Source organism: Kitasatospora humi (genome assembly GCF_020907985.1).
Taxonomy (GTDB): domain Bacteria; phylum Actinomycetota; class Actinomycetes; order Streptomycetales; family Streptomycetaceae; genus Kitasatospora; species Kitasatospora humi.
In genome coordinates this window covers 232,100-252,075 of sequence record NZ_JAJJPA010000006.1, presented here as the reverse complement: position 1 = coordinate 252,075, position 19,976 = coordinate 232,100, and the positions used below count along the sequence as shown (strand labels likewise).

General features: G+C 71.9%; 21 protein-coding genes. 12 read left to right on the top strand and 9 right to left on the bottom strand.

The genetic code is table 11. From position 1 onward, the window contains the following. Positions 1 to 14: 14 nt before the first annotated feature. A complete protein-coding gene (locus LN042_RS09360; protein WP_230050343.1) occupies positions 15 to 488 on the bottom strand; it encodes an ATP-binding protein in 474 nt (157 codons plus the stop codon). A 282-nt stretch (positions 489 to 770) separates the two neighbouring features. Here LN042_RS09360 and LN042_RS09355 point away from each other — a divergent pair, with 282 nt between their 5' ends. Both LN042_RS09355 and LN042_RS09350 read left to right on the top strand, forming a co-directional pair. Then, positions 771 to 1,637 carry a DUF5753 domain-containing protein gene (locus LN042_RS09355; protein ID WP_230050341.1) on the top strand — a complete coding sequence of 289 codons (867 nt, stop codon included), beginning with the start codon at positions 771 to 773 and terminating at the stop codon, positions 1,635 to 1,637. A 29-nt stretch (positions 1,638 to 1,666) separates the two neighbouring features. Further along, positions 1,667 to 1,894 (top strand): DUF397 domain-containing protein, encoded by a 228-nt coding sequence (locus LN042_RS09350; protein ID WP_230050339.1) that lies wholly within the window; start codon positions 1,667 to 1,669, stop codon positions 1,892 to 1,894. Positions 1,895 to 1,998: 104 nt separating this feature from the next. Here LN042_RS09350 and LN042_RS09345 read toward each other — a convergent pair whose 3' ends face one another. Beyond that, positions 1,999 to 2,376, bottom strand: a complete 378-nt coding sequence (locus tag LN042_RS09345; RefSeq protein WP_230050338.1) for a PPOX class F420-dependent oxidoreductase — start codon at positions 2,374 to 2,376, stop codon at positions 1,999 to 2,001. Positions 2,377 to 2,445: 69 nt separating this feature from the next. Between LN042_RS09345 and LN042_RS09340 the strand changes: the two genes are divergently transcribed. Beyond that, positions 2,446 to 4,785 carry a Tex family protein gene (locus LN042_RS09340; protein WP_230050336.1) on the top strand — a complete coding sequence of 780 codons (2,340 nt, stop codon included), beginning with the start codon at positions 2,446 to 2,448 and terminating at the stop codon, positions 4,783 to 4,785. Positions 4,786 to 4,835: 50 nt separating this feature from the next. Here LN042_RS09340 and LN042_RS09335 read toward each other — a convergent pair whose 3' ends face one another. After that, entirely contained in the window at positions 4,836 to 5,384 is a 549-nt protein-coding gene (locus LN042_RS09335) for an NUDIX hydrolase (protein ID WP_230050334.1), read from the bottom strand. A 112-nt stretch (positions 5,385 to 5,496) separates the two neighbouring features. Between LN042_RS09335 and LN042_RS09330 the strand changes: the two genes are divergently transcribed. The 4 genes from LN042_RS09330 to LN042_RS09315 are packed head-to-tail and all read left to right on the top strand — an operon-like array spanning position 5,497 to position 10,008. Beyond that, the gene (locus LN042_RS09330; protein WP_230050332.1) at positions 5,497 to 6,567 is read left to right on the top strand and encodes a type III polyketide synthase; all 1,071 of its coding nucleotides are present in this window, start codon (positions 5,497 to 5,499) and stop codon (positions 6,565 to 6,567) included. Positions 6,568 to 6,578: 11 nt separating this feature from the next. Beyond that, positions 6,579 to 7,775, top strand: coding sequence for a cytochrome P450 (locus LN042_RS09325; protein WP_230050331.1), 1,197 nt, complete (start codon positions 6,579 to 6,581; stop codon positions 7,773 to 7,775). Next, entirely contained in the window at positions 7,772 to 8,347 is a 576-nt protein-coding gene (locus LN042_RS09320) for a cupin domain-containing protein (RefSeq protein ID WP_230050330.1), read from the top strand. The genes LN042_RS09325 and LN042_RS09320 overlap by 4 nt, the downstream gene beginning before the upstream one ends. A gap of 26 nt (positions 8,348 to 8,373) precedes the next feature. Next, positions 8,374 to 10,008 (top strand): isovaleryl-CoA dehydrogenase, encoded by a 1,635-nt coding sequence (locus LN042_RS09315; protein WP_230050328.1) that lies wholly within the window; start codon positions 8,374 to 8,376, stop codon positions 10,006 to 10,008. A 153-nt stretch (positions 10,009 to 10,161) separates the two neighbouring features. On the opposite strand, the gene LN042_RS09310 is transcribed toward LN042_RS09315, so the two are convergent. Genes LN042_RS09310 through LN042_RS09295 form a run of 4 tightly spaced genes read right to left on the bottom strand, consistent with a single transcriptional unit; the run spans position 10,162 to position 13,754 of the window. Continuing rightward, a complete protein-coding gene (locus tag LN042_RS09310; RefSeq protein ID WP_230050326.1) occupies positions 10,162 to 10,761 on the bottom strand; it encodes a GNAT family N-acetyltransferase in 600 nt (199 codons plus the stop codon). A 52-nt stretch (positions 10,762 to 10,813) separates the two neighbouring features. Further along, a complete protein-coding gene (locus LN042_RS09305; RefSeq protein ID WP_372495700.1) occupies positions 10,814 to 11,467 on the bottom strand; it encodes a nitroreductase family protein in 654 nt (217 codons plus the stop codon). 29 nt (positions 11,468 to 11,496) lie between these two features. Then, positions 11,497 to 13,134: an ABC-F family ATP-binding cassette domain-containing protein gene (locus LN042_RS09300; protein ID WP_230050324.1), complete on the bottom strand. Its 1,638-nt coding sequence runs from the start codon at positions 13,132 to 13,134 to the stop codon at positions 11,497 to 11,499. Then, the gene (locus LN042_RS09295) at positions 13,131 to 13,754 is read right to left on the bottom strand and encodes a TetR/AcrR family transcriptional regulator (protein ID WP_230050322.1); all 624 of its coding nucleotides are present in this window, start codon (positions 13,752 to 13,754) and stop codon (positions 13,131 to 13,133) included. Before LN042_RS09295 ends, LN042_RS09300 begins: the two co-directional genes overlap by 4 nt. Before the next feature lie 74 nt (positions 13,755 to 13,828). On the opposite strand from LN042_RS09295, the gene LN042_RS09290 reads away from it, so the two are divergent. After that, entirely contained in the window at positions 13,829 to 14,764 is a 936-nt protein-coding gene (locus tag LN042_RS09290; protein ID WP_230050320.1) for an alpha/beta hydrolase, read from the top strand. Positions 14,765 to 14,840: 76 nt separating this feature from the next. After that, a complete protein-coding gene (locus tag LN042_RS09285) occupies positions 14,841 to 15,143 on the top strand; it encodes a DUF6980 family protein (protein ID WP_230050318.1) in 303 nt (100 codons plus the stop codon). On the opposite strand, the gene LN042_RS09280 is transcribed toward LN042_RS09285, so the two are convergent. Together LN042_RS09280 and LN042_RS09275 are read right to left on the bottom strand one after the other, a co-directional pair. Further along, on the bottom strand, positions 15,039 to 15,581 hold the full coding sequence (locus LN042_RS09280) for a hypothetical protein (protein WP_230050316.1): 543 nt from the start codon (positions 15,579 to 15,581) through the stop codon (positions 15,039 to 15,041). The genes LN042_RS09285 and LN042_RS09280 overlap by 105 nt on opposite strands. A 67-nt stretch (positions 15,582 to 15,648) precedes the next feature. After that, complete coding sequence (locus tag LN042_RS09275; RefSeq protein ID WP_230050314.1) at positions 15,649 to 16,128, bottom strand: MarR family winged helix-turn-helix transcriptional regulator; 480 nt, start codon at positions 16,126 to 16,128, stop codon at positions 15,649 to 15,651. 146 nt (positions 16,129 to 16,274) lie between these two features. Here LN042_RS09275 and LN042_RS09270 point away from each other — a divergent pair, with 146 nt between their 5' ends. From LN042_RS09270 to LN042_RS09260, 3 genes are all read left to right on the top strand, one after another. After that, a complete protein-coding gene (locus tag LN042_RS09270) occupies positions 16,275 to 17,231 on the top strand; it encodes a saccharopine dehydrogenase NADP-binding domain-containing protein (protein ID WP_230050312.1) in 957 nt (318 codons plus the stop codon). Between the two features lie 5 nt (positions 17,232 to 17,236). After that, positions 17,237 to 18,007: an MBL fold metallo-hydrolase gene (locus LN042_RS09265; protein ID WP_230050392.1), complete on the top strand. Its 771-nt coding sequence runs from the start codon at positions 17,237 to 17,239 to the stop codon at positions 18,005 to 18,007. Between the two features lie 342 nt (positions 18,008 to 18,349). After that, on the top strand, positions 18,350 to 19,960 hold the full coding sequence (locus LN042_RS09260; RefSeq protein WP_230050310.1) for an ABC-F family ATP-binding cassette domain-containing protein: 1,611 nt from the start codon (positions 18,350 to 18,352) through the stop codon (positions 19,958 to 19,960). The last annotated feature ends 16 nt before the right edge of the window (positions 19,961 to 19,976 follow it).

Here is a 19,976-nt window from a genome sequence, read left to right as displayed (position 1 = left end):
GCGGTCCGGTGTCGTTACGAGTGCGGAATCGGTGTGCGCCTCGCGGTCGGGTTCGGTACCGCGATCACCGGTGCCGGTAGCGGTGGGGACAGCGGGTGCCAGGGCCCGCACTCGAACCACACCGTCTTCGTGCCCGCGTCCTCATCGGTGTCGACGCCCCAGGTGTCGGACAGAGCCATGACCAGCGAGATTCCTCGGCCGTGGGTCCGCTCCTCGTCGGGGTGCGCGTCAGGATCCTCGTCGGAGTGTCCGGGGACGACCGGCTGTTGGATGCTCTCGTCCGTGACCGCTACCCGGACGACCGCACCGTCCCAGGTCGCGGAGACGATCGCCGGCTTGCCGGTGTGGAGGACGGCGTTGTTGATCACCTCGCTGGCCAGCAGCCGCACGTCTTGCATCCGCTCCTGAGGCAGGGGCAGGCCCCAGCGGGCGATGCCGTCGAGCAGGCGGCGCCGCGTCTCGGCGGCATCCTCCAGGGTTGGGGCCACGTGCAGAACCAGCTGTAGCGACTGGCGTGGTGCCAATGGAGCGCCCGGGTGCAGGGCAGGGCACAGTGACTCATTCATGGGAAACCCCCGGTGAGCGCACAGCTTTTGATCACCAAGAGTGCTACTTCAGCCACTGTCGGTGCGTGCCCTGCTACGGTCCCGCACTCGAGGCGATAATGCAACTGTCGGCGGTCTGCAATTTTGCAATCCGCGGAGCTGACACTTTCTTGTAGGGTGCACCAGACTTGATGAAGAGTCAGTGAGACCTGATAGGGGTGGCCCATGCCAGCGAAGACCAAGAGCGCCACGGGCGTGCCGTTCCTCGCGCAGGTCCTCGGCCGGCGCCTGCGACGTCTCCGGGAGCAACACGGTTTCACCAGGGAGCAGGTGGCCGCCGAACTCGAGCTGTCAGCGTTCTCCGTGCTTCGCCACGAGACCGGCGAGACCAAGGTGAGCGTCGCCAACATCCTCGCGTACGCTTCCCTCTACAAGTTGTCGACCGAACAGGTCGAGCCTCTGAAGCAACTGGCGCGGCAGAGCAAGCAGCGCGGCTGGTGGACTGCGATCGGCGCGAACCTGCACCCGGCGTTCGCCTACCTGGTCGAGGCCGAGCTGATGGCGAAGTCAATCCGAAACTGGGAACCGTCGGTGATCCCCGGCCTGCTCCAGACCGAGGACTACACCAAGGCGCTGTTGGCCCGCGCCAAGTTCCTGTGGAAGGAGGACAATCCGCTGTCTCTGGCCGAGGCAGTGGAGAGCCGTGAGCGGCGCAAGCAACTACTGACGGCCACGAACGCCCCGAAGTTCTGGTTCATCATCGGCGCGAGTGCCTTGCGCATGATGGTCGGCGACGAGTCGGTGATGCGGGGCCAGATCCACCACCTTCTCAAGCTCTGCGAGCTCGCGAACGTCACCATCCAGGTCATGACCGAGGAAACCGGGTACCACGTCGGAACTGACGGGCCGTGCGTGCTGTTCCACCTCTCGGAAGAGCCAGGAGACGCTGTGGTCTACTACGAGAACTCGCTGTCGTTCACGGACGACGCCGGAACCCTCAAGCGTCACGCCCGACAGTTCGAACTCCTGGTGTCCCAGGCACTGGACCCGGCCGCCAGCCGGTCATACTTGCAGGCAATCCTGGCTGCGTAGGGCACCCAGGGACACCTGGAAGGACGATCATGCAATACGGCACGGCCCTCGACCAGGGTGGCTTCGACTGGCGCAAGTCCAGCTTCTCCGGCGGTCAGAACGGCAACTGCATCGAGGTCGGCCGTACCCCGGCCGGCACCATTCCGGTGCGCGACACCAAGCAGCACGGCTGCGGCCCGATCTTGGAGTTCGCCCCTGCGGTGTTCCGGGACTTCGTCAACGCCATCAAGGCGGGGGAGTTCCCGGTCCAGCGGTGACGGCTGAGTAGACGGGTGGGTGGACCCTGGCGAGAGAGCCGCCGGGGTCCACCCACCTCTTGCATACCACCCCGCCGCGACACTTCCCAAAGGCACTGAGGTACTCAGTCCTTCACAGTGATCCGCAGGCCGACCGTCCCCTGAGAGCCGCGCCGCAGCCGGCTGCCCAGCAGGCTCAACCGGCCGAGCAGTCCGTACTTGCGGGCCAGCAGGGGACGGTACGGGGCCGCGTCGACGATCTCGGCGGTGGCCGGCACCGACTCGCCGGTCGGATTGCCCCGCAGGTCGCACGGCCCGACCAGCACCTCGGGCCGGCGCCGGATCCGCTTGACCTTCCAGCTGTCGGCAACCGTCCAGACGCCCAGCGTCCGGCCGTCGCGGACCACCCACACCGGGGTGGCCACCGCCGTGCCGTCCTTCTTGTAGGAGGTGATCAGCAGGTACTTGCCGTTCCCCAGCCGGTCCAGCAGCGCGTCATCCATACGCGGACTGTACAGCTGACAGAATGCGTGCGTACGTGCAGAGACACTCTGGAGAAGGTGACCGGCTTCGTGACCACACCAGCCGAAGTAGCAGTCGGGCGGCGGATCGCCGAGGAGCTCGGGGTCCGGGAGGGGCAGGTGAGGGCGGCCGTCGAGCTGCTGGACGGCGGGGCGACCGTGCCGTTCATCGCCCGCTACCGCAAGGAGGTCACCGGCGAGCTGGACGACGCCCAGCTGCGCACCCTGGAGGAGCGGCTGCGCTACCTGCGGGAGCTGGAGGAGCGCCGGACCGCGGTGCTGGAGTCGATCGAGGCCCAGGGCAAGCTGGACGACGCGCTGCGCGCGCAGATCCTGGCCGCCGACTCCAAGGCCCGCCTGGAGGACATCTACCTGCCCTTCAAGCCCAAGCGGCGCACCAAGGCGCAGGCGGCCCGGGAGGCCGGCCTGGAGCCGCTGGCCGACACCCTGCTGGCCGACCCCACCCAGGACCCGGTGGCGCTGGCCGGGACCTTCACCAACGAGCAGGTCGCCGACGCCGCCGCCGCGCTGGACGGCGCCCGGTCGATCCTGGTCGAGCGGTTCGCCGAGGACGCCGACCTGATCGGCTCGCTGCGCGAGCGGATGTGGACCCGCGGCCGGCTGGTCGCCAGGGTCCGTGAGGGCAAGGAGCAGGAAGGCGCCAAGTTCGCCGACTACTTCGACTTCGCCGAGCCCTACACCAAGCTGCCCTCGCACCGGATCCTGGCGATGCTGCGCGGCGAGAAGGAGGAGGTGCTCGACCTCGACCTGTCGCCCTACGAGGGCGAGGAGGCCGACCTGCCGGACGAGCGCGACTACGAGCAGCGGATCGCCGCCCGGTTCGGGATCGCCGACCACGGCCGCCCGGCCGACAAGTGGCTGGGCGACACGGTCCGTTGGGCCTGGCGCACCCGGATCCTGGTGCGGCTCGGCCTGGACCTGCGCGGCCGGCTGCGCCAGGAGGCCGAGGACGAGGCGGTCAAGGTGTTCGCCGCCAACCTGCGCGACCTGCTGCTGGCCGCGCCCGCCGGCACCCGCGCCACCATGGGCCTGGACCCGGGCTTCCGCACCGGCGTCAAGGTCGCCGTGGTGGACGCCACCGGCAAGGTGGTCGCGCACGACACGGTCTACCCGCACCAGCCGGCCAACAAGTGGGACGCCGCGCTGAACACCCTGGCCAAGCTGGCCGGGGCGCACGGCGTGGAGCTGGTGGCGATCGGCAACGGCACCGCCTCCCGGGAGACCGACAAGCTCGCCGAGGAGCTGATCAAGCGCCACCCGGAGCTGAAGCTGACCAAGGCGATGGTCTCCGAGGCCGGCGCTTCGGTCTACTCCGCCTCGGCCTACGCCTCCCAGGAGCTGCCCGACCTCAACGTGTCGATCCGCGGCGCGGTGTCGATCGCCCGCCGGCTGCAGGACCCGCTGGCCGAGCTGGTGAAGATCGACCCCAAGTCGATCGGCGTCGGCCAGTACCAGCACGACCTCAGCGAGGTGAAGCTGTCCCGCTCGCTGGACGCCGTGGTCGAGGACTGCGTCAACGCGGTCGGGGTGGACGTCAACACCGCCTCCGCGCCGTTGCTCACCCGGGTCTCCGGGGTGACCGCCACGCTGGCCGACAACATCGTGGCGCACCGCGACGCCAACGGCCCGTTCCGCACCCGCAAGGCGCTCAAGGACGTGGCCCGGCTGGGCCCGAAGGCGTTCGAGCAGTGCGCGGGCTTCCTGCGGATCCCGGGCGGTGACGACCCGCTGGACGCCTCCGCGGTGCACCCGGAGGCCTACCCGGTGGTGCGGCGGATCCTGGCCAAGACCGGCGGCACCGTCAAGGAGCTGATCGGCAACGGGGCGGCGCTGCGGGCCCTGAAGCCGGCCGAGTTCGCCGACGAGACCTTCGGCATCCCGACCGTCACCGACATCCTGGGCGAGCTGGACAAGCCGGGCCGCGACCCGCGTCCCGCGTTCCGCACCGCGACCTTCAAGGAGGGCGTGGACACCATCGGCGACCTGGTGGTCGGCATGGTGCTGGAGGGGGTGGTGACCAACGTCGCCGCGTTCGGTGCCTTCGTCGACGTGGGCGTGCACCAGGACGGCCTGGTGCACGTCTCGGCGCTCTCCTCGAAGTTCGTCAAGGACCCGCGCGAGGTGGTCAAGCCCGGTGACGTGGTGACCTGCAAGGTGGTCTCGGTCGACGTGCCGCGCAAGCGGATCGGCCTGTCGCTGCGCCTCGACGACGAGGCGCAGCCGGCCCGCGGCGGCGGCCAGGGCGGCAGCGGACGGGAGCGCGGGCCGCGCCCGCCGCGCCAGGACCGGCGCGGCTCGGGCTCCTCCGCGCCGGCGCCGGTGAACAGCGCCATGGCCGACGCGCTGCGCCGGGCCGGGTTGGGCCGCTAGGCCCGGACGACGAAGGAGCGGGGGCGGGCCGGCGGCGCGCCCCCGCTGCGTCATGCCCGGCGCAGGTCGGCGGCGAGCCTGATCAGTTCGGCCCGCCAGGGTTCGGCGGCCATCAGCCCGGCGGCCTCGGCGACCGGCATGGCCCGGACCTGGACGACCTGCTCGCCGTCGTCCGGGTTGGTCGGCGGGCCGTCCAGCTCCACTTCGGCCCAGCCCCACAGCCAGGCCTTCTCCGGGTGCGGCTGCCACGGCCGGTAGGGGGCGGGCCGGTCGGTCACCGCGCGGTGCGCGCCGATCCAGACCGGCTCGCCGCACAGCCGGGCCCCGGCCTCCTCGCGCAGTTCGCGGACCAGGCAGTCGAGCACCGTCTCATCGGCCTCACGGGTGCCACCGGGCAGGAACCAGTGGCCGCGGCTGTCCTCGCAGAGCACCACCCGGTCGTCGACGAACCCGATCAGGTGAATGTTGGTGATCAGTCCATCGGGCGGCAGGGTGGCGGCGAACCGGGCGTCGATACCGCCCCACTCCCAGCGCTGGGGCGCGAACAGCGCCGGGTACCGGTCCTCGGGCGGGCTGATGAGCTCAGGGCTGTTGGTCACCGCTGGATCCTAGTGGCGGCTCTCCGTGTGGCGTGAGCGACTACGGACCGTATACGCATCGTATGGTTATGGTGACAGGTAGTTGCTGGAACGGTGCGGCGAGGCGGAAGACATGGCAGTGCTCTGCAGGCCGGCGACAGAAGTGCCGGAGCACATCATCACGATGGACGACACCCTGGCGATCGCCCGCGAGCGGCACCGCGACCATCGGGACCTGGACCTGGTGCTGCGGCTGATCAGCAACACCGGCGTGCGCAAGCGGCACATCGTCCAGCCGATCGAGCGGACCCTGGAGCACCCGGGCTTCGAGAGCCGCAACCTGCTGTTCCAGGCCGAGGCGCGCAAACGGGTCCCGCGGGTGGTGCAACGCGCCCTGGACCACGCCGAGCTGACGGTCGATCAGGTCGACCTCATCGTCTACGTCTCCTGCACCGGCTTCAGCATGCCGTCGCTGACCGCCTGGCTGATCAACGAGATGGGTTTCCGCTCGCAGACCAGGCAGCTGCCGATCGCCCAACTCGGCTGCGCGGCCGGCGGCGCGGCGATCAACCGGGCGCACGACTTCTGCACCGCCTACCCGCACTGCAACGCCCTGGTGGTGGCCTGCGAGTTCTGCTCGCTCTGCTACCAGCCGACCGACCTCGGAGTCGGCCAGCTGCTCTCCGACGGCCTGTTCGGGGACGCCGTCTCGGCCGCCGTGGTGCGCGGCGGCGACCAGGGCTGGGGCATGCGGCTGGAGCGCAACGGCTCCTACCTGATCCCCGGGACCGAGGAGTGGATCTCCTACGCGGTGCGCTCCACCGGCTTCCACTTCCAGCTGGACAAGCGGGTGCCCGGCACCATGGAGCCGCTGGCCCCGGCGCTGGAGGCGCTCGCCGAGGAGCACGCCTGGAAGGCCGCCGACCTGGACTTCTACATCATCCACGCGGGCGGCCCGCGGATCCTGGACGACCTCAGCCGGTTCCTTGAGGTGCCCGGCGAGGCCTTCCGGCACAGCCGGGCCACCCTCACCGAGTACGGCAACATCGCCAGCGCCGTGGTCCTGGACGCGCTGGGCCGGCTCTTCGACGAGGACACCGCGATCAGCGGGCACCGCGGCATCGTGGCCGGCTTCGGCCCTGGCATCACGGCCGAGATGTCGCTGGGCACCTGGATCGACCGCCGACGCGAGCGACTGAACTGAAAGGGCTTCGGATGTCGGACAACGAACCGGTCCTCTGGACCGTCGACGAACTGGACGAGTTGGACTTCGACCCGGTGCTGCACGACACTCTCACCCGGGAGGAGCTGGGCCGGATCCGACTGCCGCACGGCACCGGTGACGCCTGGCTGGCCGGCAAGTACGCCGACGTCACCAAGGTCACCTCGGACCCGCGGTTCAGCCGGACCAGGCTGCTGCAGCAGGACGTCACCAGGTTGGCGCCCAACCCGATCCCGCTGCAGGACGCGGTGGGCTTCGCCGACCCGCCCGAGCACACCAAGCTGCGCCGGGCCGCCTCCCGGGCCTTCACCGGCAAGCAGATCGAGGCCCGGCGGGCGCGTTCCGAGGCGCTGGCCGACCGGTTGCTGGACGCGATGGTCCACCACGGTCCGCCGGCCGACCTGATGGAGCACTACTACACCCCGTTCTCGCTGCACGGCATGAGCGAGCTGATGGGCATCCCGGAGGCCGGACGCGAGCAGGTCGCCGACTGGACGGTGCGGATCATCACCGCCTCGCGCAGCCCCGAGGAGAGCGAGCGGGCCAAGAAGGAGATCGGCGCCTACCTCGACGAGTTGGCCGAGCAGCGGCACACCGATCCGCAGGACGACCTGCTCAGCCACCTGGTCCAGGGCGAGCGGGACGGCGAGCTGACCCGCGAGCAACTGGTGGCCTTCGCGGTGCTGATGCAGATCAGCGGCATGAACTCGGTGCGCTTCAACAGCAGCACCATGGCCTACATCCTGCTCACCCGCCCGCACCTGTGGCGGCGGCTGCTCGACGAGCCGGAGCTGCTGCCGCAGGCGGTGGAGGAACTGCTGCGCTGGCTGCCGCACCGCAACGCCACCGGCCAGGCCCGGATCGCCACCGAGGACGTCGAACTGGGCGGAGTGATCGTCAAGGAGGGCGAGGCCGTGCACTCCTCCTACCTGGCGGCCAACCGCGACCCGGCGGTCTTCGAGCGCCCCGACGAGCTGGACTTCGAGCGGCAGCCCAATCCGCACCTGGCCTTCGGCCACGGCCCGCACTACTGCGTCGGCGCGGCCTTCGCCCGGATGGAGACCCAGACCATGCTGCGGGCCCTGCTGAACCGCCTGCCGGACCTGCGACTCGCCGTGCCGGCCGATCAGGTGCCGTGGCGCAAGGGCGAGTTGATCCGCGGACCGCGCGCCCTGCCGGTCACCTGGTGAGCCGCCCGTTGAGCGGCCTGGTCCTGCCGCCCGGTGGCGGACGGACGCTGCTCGGACCGGCCCAGCACGTCACCTTCAAGATCACGGGGGAGCGGAGCAGCGTCGGCTCGCTCTTCGAGGTGGTGGTCCCGGTCGGCTTCGACGTCGGTGCCCACCGGCACACCAAGAGCGAGGAGTTCTTCTACGTGCTGGAGGGCGAGGTGGACATGTTCGCCTTCGAACCCGAGGTGCGCACCGCCGGCGGCTGGCAGGACTGGCGCTCCGCGGACGGCGATAGGGTGCGCCGCGGCACCGCCGGCGCCTTGATCCACGTGCCGCCCGGCTGCCCGCACGGCTTCGCCAACGCCGGCCCCACCCCGGCCCGGATGCTCTTCCAGGCCGCCCCGCCACCCGACCACGAGCGCTACTTCGAGGAGCTGTTCGAGCTGCTCGCCGACGGTGCGCCCCCGGTCGGTGCCGTCGAGGAGCTGCGCCGCCGCTGGGACGTCGAGCAGCTGACCCCGCTGGTACCCGGGCAGCCGCTGCCGGTGGGGGCTCCCCAATCCGCGGACGATGAGGCACGCTGGGACTGACACTTACTCACGAGTAGGAGCAGGCCGTGCCGCACACCCACGAGGTCACCAACCAGGTTCCGCTGCCGTACGGGCACAACACCGCCGAGGATCCGGCCATGCTCGCCGCGCTGCACCGGGCCGGGGCCGACTGGGTGCTGCCCGAGCTGCACGAGCTGGGCCGGCTGGCCGGCACCGAGCAGGCCGCCGAGTGGGGGCGCCTCGCCAACGAGCACGAGCCGGTGCTGCACACCCACGACCGGTTCGGCCACCGCATCGACGAGGTCGAGTTCCACCCGGCCTGGCACGAGCTGATGACCGTCGCCGTCGAGCACGGCCTGCACGCCGCGCCCTGGCAGGACGCCCGCCCGGGGGCGCACACCGCCCGGGCCGCCAAGTTCTACCTGTGGAGCCAGGTGGAGGCCGGGCACGGCTGCCCCATCTCGATGACCTACGCCGCCGTCCCGGCCCTGCGCACCACCCCCGAGCTGGCCGCCTGGCTGGAGCCGCTGCTGGCCGCCCCGCACTACGACTTCGGCCTGCGCGAGCCGCACGGCAAGCGCGGCCTGATCGCCGGCATGTCGATGACCGAGAAGCAGGGCGGCTCGGACGTGCGGACCAACACCACGGTGGCGCTGCCGGCCGGCGACGGCACCTACCACCTCACCGGGCACAAGTGGTTCACCTCGGCGCCGATGTCCGACGTCTTCCTGACCCTGGCCCAGGCGCCGGGCGGGCTCAGCTGCTTCCTGCTGCCCCGGGTGCTGCCGGACGGCACCCGCAACGCCCTGCGGATCCAGCGGCTCAAGGACAAGCTCGGCAACCGCTCCAACGCCTCGTCCGAGCTGGAGTACGAGGAGGCGGTCGGCTGGCTGGTCGGCGAGGAGGGGCGCGGAGTGCGGACCATCATCGAGATGGTCAACATGACCCGGCTGGACTGCACCCTGGGCGCCGCCGCAGGCATGCGGGTGGCCGTCCAGCGGGCCGTGCAGCACGCCAGCCACCGCAAGGCCTTCGGCGCCGAACTGATCCACCAGCCGCTGATGCGCAACGTGCTGGCCGACCTGTCCCTGGAGTCGGAGGCGGCCAGCACCGTCGCGCTGCGCCTGGCCGAGGCCACCGACCGCTCGCTGGCCGGTGACGAGGACGAGGCCGACTTCCGCCGACTGGCGCTGGCCGTCACCAAGTACTGGACCTGCAAGCGCGGTCCGGCGCACGCCGCCGAGGCGCTGGAGTGCCTGGGTGGCAACGGCTACGCGGAGGAGTCCGGCATGCCCCGGATCTACCGGGAGGCGCCGCTGGTCTCGATCTGGGAGGGCTCGGGCAACGTCGCGGCGTTGGACGCGCTGCGCGCGATGGCCCGCAACCCGCGCTCGGTGGAGGCCTTCTTCGCCGAGCTGGAGGCGGTGGCCGGTGCCGACCGCCACCTGGACGCGGCGGTCGCCGGGCTGCGCAAGCAGCTCGGCGACACCAGCGAGATCGAGTACCGCACCCGGCGGGTGGTGGAGCAGCTGGCCGTCACGCTGCAGGCCGCGCTGCTGGTCCGGCACGCCCCGGCGGCGGTGGCCGACGCGTTCTGCGTCTCCCGGCTGGGCGGCGACCACGGCGCCGCCTTCGGCACGCTGCCGACGGGGGTGGACACCGAGACGCTGATCAGCCGGGCCGCGATGGTCCGGGCCTGAGCCGGCCGGCCGGGCCGCGGTGGTCCGGTTGTGAGCCGGCCGGCCGGGCCGCGGTGGTCCGGTTGTGAGCCGGCCGGCCGGGCCGCGGTGGTCCGGTTGTGAGCCGGCCGGCCGGGCCGGGGTGGTCGCGGTGTGATTCCGCGGCGGCGGGCGTCAGCAGGCGGCCCGCTCCTTGATCCAGATCAGCTTCTTGCCGGTCTCGGCCGGGGTGGTGGGAGACTCCTCGTGCACCCGATCGAGCCGGTAGCCCAGCTTGCGCGGCACCGCGGCGCTGGCCGCGTTCGCCTGGTCGCAGTGGATCTCCACCCGCTCGATGTCGGGCAGCGCCAGGGCGGCCCCGGTGAGCGCGGCGGCGCCGTTGGTGGCCAGCGAACGGCCGGTGTACTCGCGGGCCACCCAGTAGCCGATCTCGATCGCGCCCGGCCCGATCCGCCGGTGCAGGCCGAACATGCCCAGCACACTGCCCGGTTGGTCGGCCCGGCCCAGCACGTACATGAAGTCGGTGCCGTCCTCCCAGAGTTGCCAGCCGATCTTGGTCATCTCCCGGGAGCGCTCGAGGGTCGGGGCGTTCGCGGCCCAGGCCATCCACGGGCGCAGGTGGTCGAGGTCGCGGACGATCACCTCGTTGACGGTGTCGGCGTCCGCCAGGGTGCGGCGGCGCAGTACGAATCCGTCGGGCAGGTCGAGCAGCTCGGGCGGCCGGGCGGTGGTGGCCGGCGCGAGACTGACAGGGCCGTCGTCAGTGTGGTTCATGTCAAGCATCATGGCAGCCGGTTCCGGTCGCCGCCCAGCGGATTTCGCCGTGTTACAGCCGCACCAGCACCTCGTCCAGCTCCTTGCGGTGCAGGTGCGGCACTCGGGCGCCGTCGGCCGGGTAGCCGACCGGGATCACATAGGCGGCGCGCTCCTCGGGCGGGCGCTCGCACACCGCGTTGAGGAACCGCATGGGGCTCGGGGTGTGGGTGAGGGTCGCCAGGCCGGCCTGGTGCAGGGTGGCCAGCAGCAGGCCGACCGCGATGCCGACCGACTCCTTGGTGTAGTAGGGGCGCGGTGAGTCGGGGCCCTTGTGCACCTCGAAGACGACGATCACGGCCGGCGCGTCCTCCAGGAACGGCTTGTGCCAGTCGGTGCCGATCGGGGCGAGCGCGGCCAGCCACTCCTCGGAGGCGCGGTGCTCGTAGAACTCGCGCTCCTCGGCCTCCGCCGCCTCGCGGAGCCGCCGCTTGCGCTCCGGATCGGTGACGACCACGAACCGCCACGGCTGGACGTGCGCGCCACTGGGCGCCGTCGCCGCGGTACGGATCGCCCACTCCAGCACGCCCGCCGGCAGCGGGCGCGGGGAGTAGTCGCGAACGGTCCGGCGGCGGGCCATGACGTCGTGGAAGCCCCGGGCGCGCGCCTCGGCCTGGTGCGGCGGCACCACGTGCGGGTGCAGCGGGACGGTGGGGTGGGTGGTCACATGACGGGTATCCACCCACCCGAGGTGGTCTAAACCTCCGTCAGCTGCCCGTCGGCCATCGAGATCCGGCGGTTCACCGCGACCGACTCCAGCATCCGGCGGTCGTGGGTGACCAGCAGCAGGGTGCCGGTGTAGGAGGCGAGCGCCGATTCCAACTGCTCGATGGCCGGCAGGTCGAGGTGGTTGGTCGGCTCGTCCAGCACCAGCAGGTTCACCCCGCGCGCCTGCAGCAGCGCCAGCGCCGCCCGGGTCCGCTCGCCCGGGGAGAGGGTGTCGGCCGGGCGCAGCACGTGCACCGCCTTGAGGCCGAACTTGGCCAGCAGGGTGCGGACATCGGCCTCGTTCAGCTCCGGCACGGCGGCGCCGAACGCGGCCAGCAGGGTCTCCTGGCCGAAGAACAGACCGCGTGCCTGGTCGACCTCGCCGACCACCACGCCCGAACCCAGCGACGCCTGGCCGGAGTCCAGCTCTAGACGCCCCAACAGGGCAGCCAGCAACGTGGACTTGCCCGACCCGTTGGCGCCGGTGATCGCCACCCGGTCCGCCCAGTCGATCTGCAGGTCCACCGGGCCGAAGCTGAAGTCGCCACGGTCCAGGGCCGCTTGGCGCAGCGTCGCGACCACCGAGCCGGAGCGCGGGGCGACGGCGATCTCCATCCGCAGCTCCCACTCCTTGCGCGGCTCCTCGACCACCTCCAGGCGCTCGATCATCCGCTGGGTCTGCTTGGCCTTGGCGGCCTGCTTCTCGGAGGAGGAGACCGCGGCGGCCTTGCGGATCCTGTCGTTGTCCGGGCTCTTCTTCAGCGCGTTGCGGGTGCCCTTGTCCGCCCAGGACTTCTGCATCCGGGCGCGGGCCTCCAGCGACGCCTTGGTGTCCGCGTACTCCTCGTACTCCTCACGGGCGTGCCGGCGGGACCGGGCCCGCTCCTCCAGGTACGACTCGTAGCCGCCGCCGTAGAGGTTGACCTGCTGCTGCGCCAGGTCCAGCTCCAGCACCCGGGTCACCGTGCGGGCCAGGAACTCGCGGTCGTGGCTGATCAGCACGGTGCCGGCGCGCAGGTTCCGGACGAACGCCTCCAGCCGCTCCAGCCCGTCCAGGTCCAGGTCGTTGGTCGGCTCGTCCAGCAGGAAGACGTCGTAGCGGGAGAGCAGCAGCGAGGCCAGCCCCGCGCGGGCCGCCTGGCCACCGGAGAGCGAGGCCATCTCCAGGTCCAGGCTGACGGTGAGGCCGAGCGAGTCGGCCACCTGCTCGGCGCGCTCCGCGAGGTCGGCACCGCCCAGATCGAGCCAGCGGTCCAGGGCGTCCGCGTAGGCGTCGTCGGCACCCGGGGCCTCGGCCACCAGCGCCTCGGTGGCGGCGTCGAGCGCCGCCTGGGCGGCGGCCACTCCGGTGCGCCGCTCCAGGAACGCGCGCACCGACTCGCCGGGGCGGCGCTCGGGCTCCTGCGGCAGGTGGCCCACGGTGGCGGTCGGCGGGCTGAGCGCGATGCTCCCGTGCTCCGGCCGGTCCAGCCCCGCCAGCAGCCGCAGCAGCGTCGACTTGCCGGCGCCGTTCACCCCGACCAGGCCGACCACTTCCCCGGGCGCCACCACCAGGTCGAGGCCGCTGAAGAGGGTCCGCTCACCGTGGCCGGCGGCCAGGTCCTTGGTTACGAGAGTCGCGCTCATGATGGGGCCGATTTTAGCGGGGCACCTGGATCGGCCTTCCGGGGCAGGTCGGCCGGCTGGTCCTCCGCGGCGAAGTACCGCAGCACCATCTCGACCAGGGCGTCGACGTCGGCGTCGACCATCGGCTCGCCGGTCATGCCCATCCGGTGCAGCAGGGTGCCGACGACGACGTCGATGAAGAACAGGACCCGCTGCGAGGGCTCGTCGAGCGCGCTCAGCAGGGCGAGCCGGTAGGGCTCCTGCAAGCGCGCGGCCAGGACCTCCCGCAGGGCCGGGTCGCTGACGGCGTCGCTGAAGACGCCGGCGAAGGCGTCGCCCACCCCGGGCTCGCCGATCTTCGCCGCGATCCAGCGGATGGTCGTGGACATGAGCTCGGCCCGGCCGGCGTCCTTCTCGAGGGGCGCCGGCCCGAACGCGTCGAGCAGGCAGTCCACGATCAGCTCGCCCTTGGAGGGCCAGCGGCGGTAGACCGTCGTCTTCGCGACTCCGGCCCTGGCGGCGATGCGCTCCACGGTGGCACGGGCGTAGCCGAACTCCTGGACGGTGCGCAGGGTGGCGGCGAAGACCTCGGTGGTGACGCCGGTGCGCGGGCGGCCGGGAGGCCGGGGGGAAGAAGGCATTTCCCCAGGGTAGCTCGTTACGCTACCTTAGGTATCGAAACCTCAGGTATCGAAACTACGCGACCGGAGACGACATGAGCCAGGCATTAGCGGAACAGCCGGACTGGGTGGCGATGAGCGCCGGGGAACTGGCCGCCTACCGGGAGAGGGAGAACCGCAGGCGGGCATCGCCGGCGATGCGTGCGTTCACCGGGGAGCCGGACCCGGAGGCGGTGATCGACTGGCAGGAGCTGGCGCTGCCGGGCCGCCGCCTCCCGGTCCGGGTGCACCGGCCGACGTCGGCCGAGCAGCACGGTGACCTGCCCGTGGTGGTGCACGTGCACGGGGGCGGGTTCGTGGGCACGGCGGTGCAGAGTGACTGGGTCAACAGCCACCTCGCCGCCCGGCTGCCCGCCGTGGTCGTCTCGGTGGAACATCGCCTGCTCGCCCCGGACACCCCGCTGGCGGCGGCGGTCGACGACGGCTGGCAGGAGCTCTCCCACGTGGTGCGCCACGCTGAGGAGTTGGGCATCGATCCGGCGCGCGTCGCCGTCTTCGGTGAGAGCTGCGGCGGTCTGATCGCCGCGCTGGCCGCCACCCGGGCCCGCGGGGCCGGCCTGGACTTGAGGGCGCAGGTGCTGGTCAACCCCGTCGTCGACGTGACCGAGGCGATGTTCGACCACCCCTCGATCACCGAGTACGCCCAGAGCCCGACGCTCACCGTGCCCCAACTGCGCCTGATCCAGCGCCTGGCCGTGCTGCCTGGTGCTGACCCGGGTGCTGTTTCACCGCTGCACGCCGACGACTTGAGCGGTCTCGCCCCGGCGCTGGTGGTGCTGCCGGCCCGTGACCCGCTCGCCGACCACGGCCGCCGCTACGCCGAACGCCTGCGCGCGGCCGGGACGTCGGTGCGGCTCACCGAGTACCCGGACGCCGGGCACGCCTTCCTCAGCCTGCCCGGCGTGGTGGGGCAGCCCGCCGAGGCCGCACGGACGGAGGTCACCGAGTTCCTCCGGGGTGCCTTCGACTGAGCCGGGACTCGAGGTGCGTTCCGGCCGTGGTCTACTTCGACGTCGACCACGTGACGATCGACCAGGAGTCGAGGCCATGGCCCACCACTGCTGCGAAACCATGACGTACCACGCCGGCCGGCAGTGCGACCAGCACGACGACCCGTTCGAGTGTCCCGACGCCCTCGTCCACTTCGCCGCCAAGTACCAGGAGTACGGGCTGATCATCCATGACGGCGGTGCGTCGATCATCGGGATCGAGTTCTGCCCATGGTGCGGCCGGCGGCTGCCCGAGTCACAACGGGACCGCTGGTTCGCAGAGTTGGAGCGGCGCGGCATCGACCCCTGGGTGGACGAGGTGCCCGCCGAGTTCGAGGACGGGCGGTGGCTCGCGCTCTGAGCGCCGGGCCCCCGTCACGAACGTCGGCAAGACCACCGGGCCGAGGCGACCAAGGAGCAGCGGACAGGCGACGATCGACGCCACGCTGAAGCCCGGCGGTTCAGTCCGAGCCGAACCGAGGTCGATGTCCGGGCCGAACGGGTCGAAGCCGGTGTGGTCGTCCGCCGTCGTGCCGGGCCCCGGGTCGGGACGCCGGGCGCTGGTCAGGGACGCCTTGTCCTGGTGGGCGGCCTCGGCGAAGTACGGGGCGGCGCCCGACAGCGCCCGGGTCGCGGTCGCCTCCCCCTCCCGCTCGAAGCGCTCGAAGCGCTCGAAGCGGTCGAAGCGGTCGGAGGGGTCGCTGACGCTCAGCCCCGCGCCGTTGTCAGGCTGAACGGTCGACCGCTGGACCGCCTCACCGCAGTCGCCGTCGGGACCGTGCCCCTGGGCAGCGCCCAACGCAGGATGCTCACGACTGCGGCCCGCCGGTGCTCGGGGCGCTGCTCGATCGTCGCCCTCGCGGGTCTCAGTGGGGGAAGCGGCTGCGGATGCCCTCCAGGACCTCGCTGCCGTCGAGCAGGGTGTGCAGCAGTGCGGTGAGCGTGTCGACGTCCTGCGGGGACAAGCGGCCGGCCATCTCGGCGGTGAGGCGGCCGGTGGCCTCGCCGAGTTGGGCGGCCAGAGCGCTGCCGGTGTCGGTGAGTTCGATCAGGACGGCGCGCTTGTCCTGCTGGTGCGGTACGCGGCTGACCAGGTCGCGTTGGACCAGGGAGTCGACCAGGCGGCTCGGGCTGCCCTGTTCGCAGACGAGGAGCCGGCCGAGGGCGGCCAGGGTGATGGGCTGATGGGCCGTCAGGACGTCGAGCACTTCGGCCTGGGAGGGGGTCAGGCCCAGCGGGCGCAGGGCGTCGCCGAGCCTGCGGCTGCCCTCGCGCTGCGCGGCCAGGAGCAGGTAGCGCAGTTCGTCGCGGGCGGCCCGGGTGGGGTGGCTGCGGTCGGCGGTCATGGGCTGTCCCTCGCTTCGCTCGGCGTGGCCTCGGTGTGGAGTCAGCATATCAATGACACGACATTGATGCAGCGACATTGATGACATGACATCGATGTTGTGTCATGATTTCACCCATCGACGGGTTCCACTCCCAGCGGAAGGGCATGACCATGCGAAATGACTTCGTCGTACTCGGCGCGTCCGGTACCACCGGCACCCTGATCGCGGACCACCTGGTGCGGCAGGGCGCGCGGGTGGCACTCGCCGGCCGGGACGCCGCCCGACTCGGCGAGGCCGCGGCGCGGCTCGACAGTGACGCGGTCTCCGTGCTGGCCGTGGACCTCGCGGACCCCGACTCGCTGGCCGCGATGGCGGCGGCGGGGCGGGTGCTGGTCAACACGGTCGGCCCGTTCGCCCGACTGGCGCCGCCGGTGATGGCGGCCTGCCTGGCCGCCGGCACGCCGTACCTGGACCTCGCCAACGAGCGCGCCGCCGTGCGCGCCGTGCTCGACCGGGACGCCGAGGCGCGCCGGCGGGGTGTGGCGCTGGTGACCGGAGCCGGGTTCGGTCCGGCTGCCACCGAGGCGCTGGTCCTGGCGCTGCTCGAACCGGGCATCCGCGCCGCCCGCGTGGTGGTCGCCTCCGCCGCCGGCAGCGCGTACGACACCGAGGGCGTGCGCAGCACCGTCGCCGCGGCCGCTGCCGAGGGCGCCACCACGTACCGCGCCGGCGAGCTGGTGCGCGCCCCGCTCGGCAACGGCGCCACCACGCTCGTCTTCGGCGGTGCGCCGCGCACCGTCATCCCGGTGCCGGTGGGCGATCTGGAGGCGGCGCGGCAGGCCAGCGGCGCGCCCGACATCACCGCGTACGCCGTGCCGCGCGGCGCCGGCGAGCCGGACGGCCGCTCCTACGGCTACGCGGAGATCAACGATGTGGACGGGCGGCGGCACACGGCCGAGCTGCGCACGGGCGAGGGGTTCGCATTCACCGCGGCGCTGGCCGCCGCGACCGCGACCAGGCTGCTCGACGCCCCGGCGCCGGGCGCCTGGACGGCGGCGCGGCTGCTCGGCGCCGAGCAGATCGCCGCCCTGCCCGGCACCGGCATCGAGCTGGGCCGGTGAGCACGATGACCGACTTCACCTCTTCCGCCACCGCCTCCGTCCCGACCGTCCACCGGCTGGGCGACCAACTGGTCAACTTCTACCTCGTCGACGCCGGTCCGGCCCTGGTGCTGGTCGACGCCGGACTGCCCGCGCACTGGGACCGTCTGCTCGACACCCTGCGCCGGATCGACCGGCCGATCACCGACATCGCGGCGGTGCTGATCACGCACGGCCACCCCGACCACGTCGGCCTGGCCGAACGCGTCCGGGTGGCTGCCGGCGCCGAGGTCTGGGTGCACGAGTCGGACGCGCCGATCCTGGCCGAGCCGCGCAGGCTCACCAAGGTCTGGAAGCCGGAGCGGTCCCTGCTCGGCTACGCGGTCCGCCGCCCGAGCGCGCTGCGCCCGCCGCTGCACCTGGCCCGCTCGGGAGCCCTGCGCACCCCGGCGGTACGGCAGCTGCGGACCTTCAGCGACGACCGCCAACTCGATCTGCCCGGGGCTCCGTTGGCCGTTCACACGCCGGGGCACACGCGTGGCAGCACCAGCTACCTCTTCCCGGGCGCCGCCACCGCCTTCACCGGCGACGCACTGGTCACCCTCGACTCGGTGGTCGGACGGGTCGGACCGTGCGTCATCTGCCGTGCCTTCACCCAGGACAGCGGCGCGGCGCTGGCCTCGCTGGAGAAGATCGCCGGGTACGAGGTCGGCACCGTCCTGCCGGGCCATGGGGACCCGTGGACCAGCGGCCTGGCGGCGGCCGCACGGGAGGCGGTGGCGGGCGGCATCCGCTAGGGCCGGCGCGCATTCGGCACGGGTGGCGCGCCGGTGACGACCGGCGGTCGAGCCGGCGCGCGCACCACCCCGGGAAAACCCTTTGCGTGTCCGGCGGACCGGACGTACCGTTGCTGTCGTTGGTTCGCCGGAAGGTATGGAGAAGGCCGTTGCTCTACTGAGGTCCTGAGACACCGCTCTCGCGCTGGGTATTCGCGCGGATCATGGAGCGTGCCTGCGATCTCGGTGTGGAGCCCGTCCCCGTGTGGGATGCCTTCCGTTCCGCTGCCCTCGCCTCGCCCTCCTCGCGGTGTCTCCCGTGTTGCTCGTTCCCACACTCGCGCAACCTCGCAGGAGGCCCCCATGGCATCACCCACCACCGCGATCCTCTGCACCGACCTCAGCTTCGAGTGGCCCGACGGCAAGCCCGTGCTGGAGGACTTCCACCTCGCCGTCGGTCCCGGCCGGACCGGTCTGATCGGCCTCAACGGGGCCGGCAAGTCCACCCTGCTGCGGCTGCTGGCCGGCGAGCTCACCCCGACCGCCGGATCGGTCCGGATCGGTGGCGAACTCGGCTACCTCCCGCAGGACTTGGCGCTGGATACCGGTCTTCGGGTGGACGAGGCGCTCGGCATCCGGGCCCGCCGGGAGGCGCTGCGGGCCATCGAGTCCGGGGACGTCGCCGAGGAGCACTTCGCCGTGCTCGGCGACGACTGGGACGTCGAGGAGCGGGCCGCGGCCACCTTGGACAAGCTCGGCCTGGGCAAGCTCGGGCTGGACCGGACCGTCGGCGAACTCTCCGGCGGCGAGGCGGTGTTGCTCCGCCTGGCCGCCCTGCTGCTGGACCGCCCCGATGTGCTGCTGCTGGACGAACCGACCAACAACCTGGACCGTTCCGCCCGCGCCCGGCTCTATGAGGCGGTGGAGAGCTACTCCGGGGTCATGGTGATCGTCAGCCACGACCGGGAGCTGCTCTCCTACGTGGACCAGATCGCCGACCTGCGGGACGGCGAAGTCACCTTCTACGGCGGCAACTTCGAGGAGTACGAGGCCGCGCTCGCCGTTGAGCAGGAGGCGGCCGAGCGGATGGTCCGGGTCGCCGAGAGCGATGTGCAGCGGCAGAAACGCGAACTCGCCGAGGCCCAAGTGAAGTTGGCCAGGCGGGCGCGGTACGGCAAGAAGATGTACGAGAACAAGCGGGAGCCCAAGATCGTGATGGGCGAACGCAAGCGGCAGGCCCAGGTCTCCGCGGGCAAGCACCGCAACCTGCACGCCGACCGGCTGGCCGACGCGCAGGAGCGGCTGGTCGCCGCGGAGGAGGCGTTCCGCGAGGATGCCGAGATCCGGATCGACCTGCCGCGCACCGAAGTCCCCGAGGGGCGCACGGTGTTGCGGATGGCAGACGTCGCGCTGGCACACGGCGGCACCGTCGACCTGACCCTGCGCGGCCCCGAACGGGTCGGCCTGGTCGGCGGCAACGGCGCCGGCAAGACCACCCTGCTGCGCACCATCGCCGGTGAACTCACACCGCTCGGTGGAGAGATGCTCACCCCGGTGACCATCCGGTACCTGCCGCAGCGGCTCGACCTGCTGGACGACAAGCTCAGCGTGGTGGACAACGTCAAGGCGCTGGCGCCCGGGATCAGCGACAACCTGGTGCGGGCCCGGCTGGCGCGGTTCCTGTTCCGGGGGCGGCGGGCCGACCAGCCGGCCGGCACGCTCTCCGGCGGCGAGCGGTTCCGCGCCACCCTGGCGGCGCTGCTGCTCGCCGACCCGCCGCCGCAGTTGCTGCTGCTCGACGAGCCCAGCAACAACCTCGACCTGGCCAGCATGCGCCAGCTCACCGAGGCGCTGGAGTCGTACCGCGGTGCGTTCCTGGTGGTCAGCCATGACGTGCGGTTCCTGCGGCGGCTCGGGCTGACCCGGTGGCTGCAGTTGGACGCGGAGGGGCTGCGGCAGGTGGATCCGATGTAGGAGAGGTACACCGGAG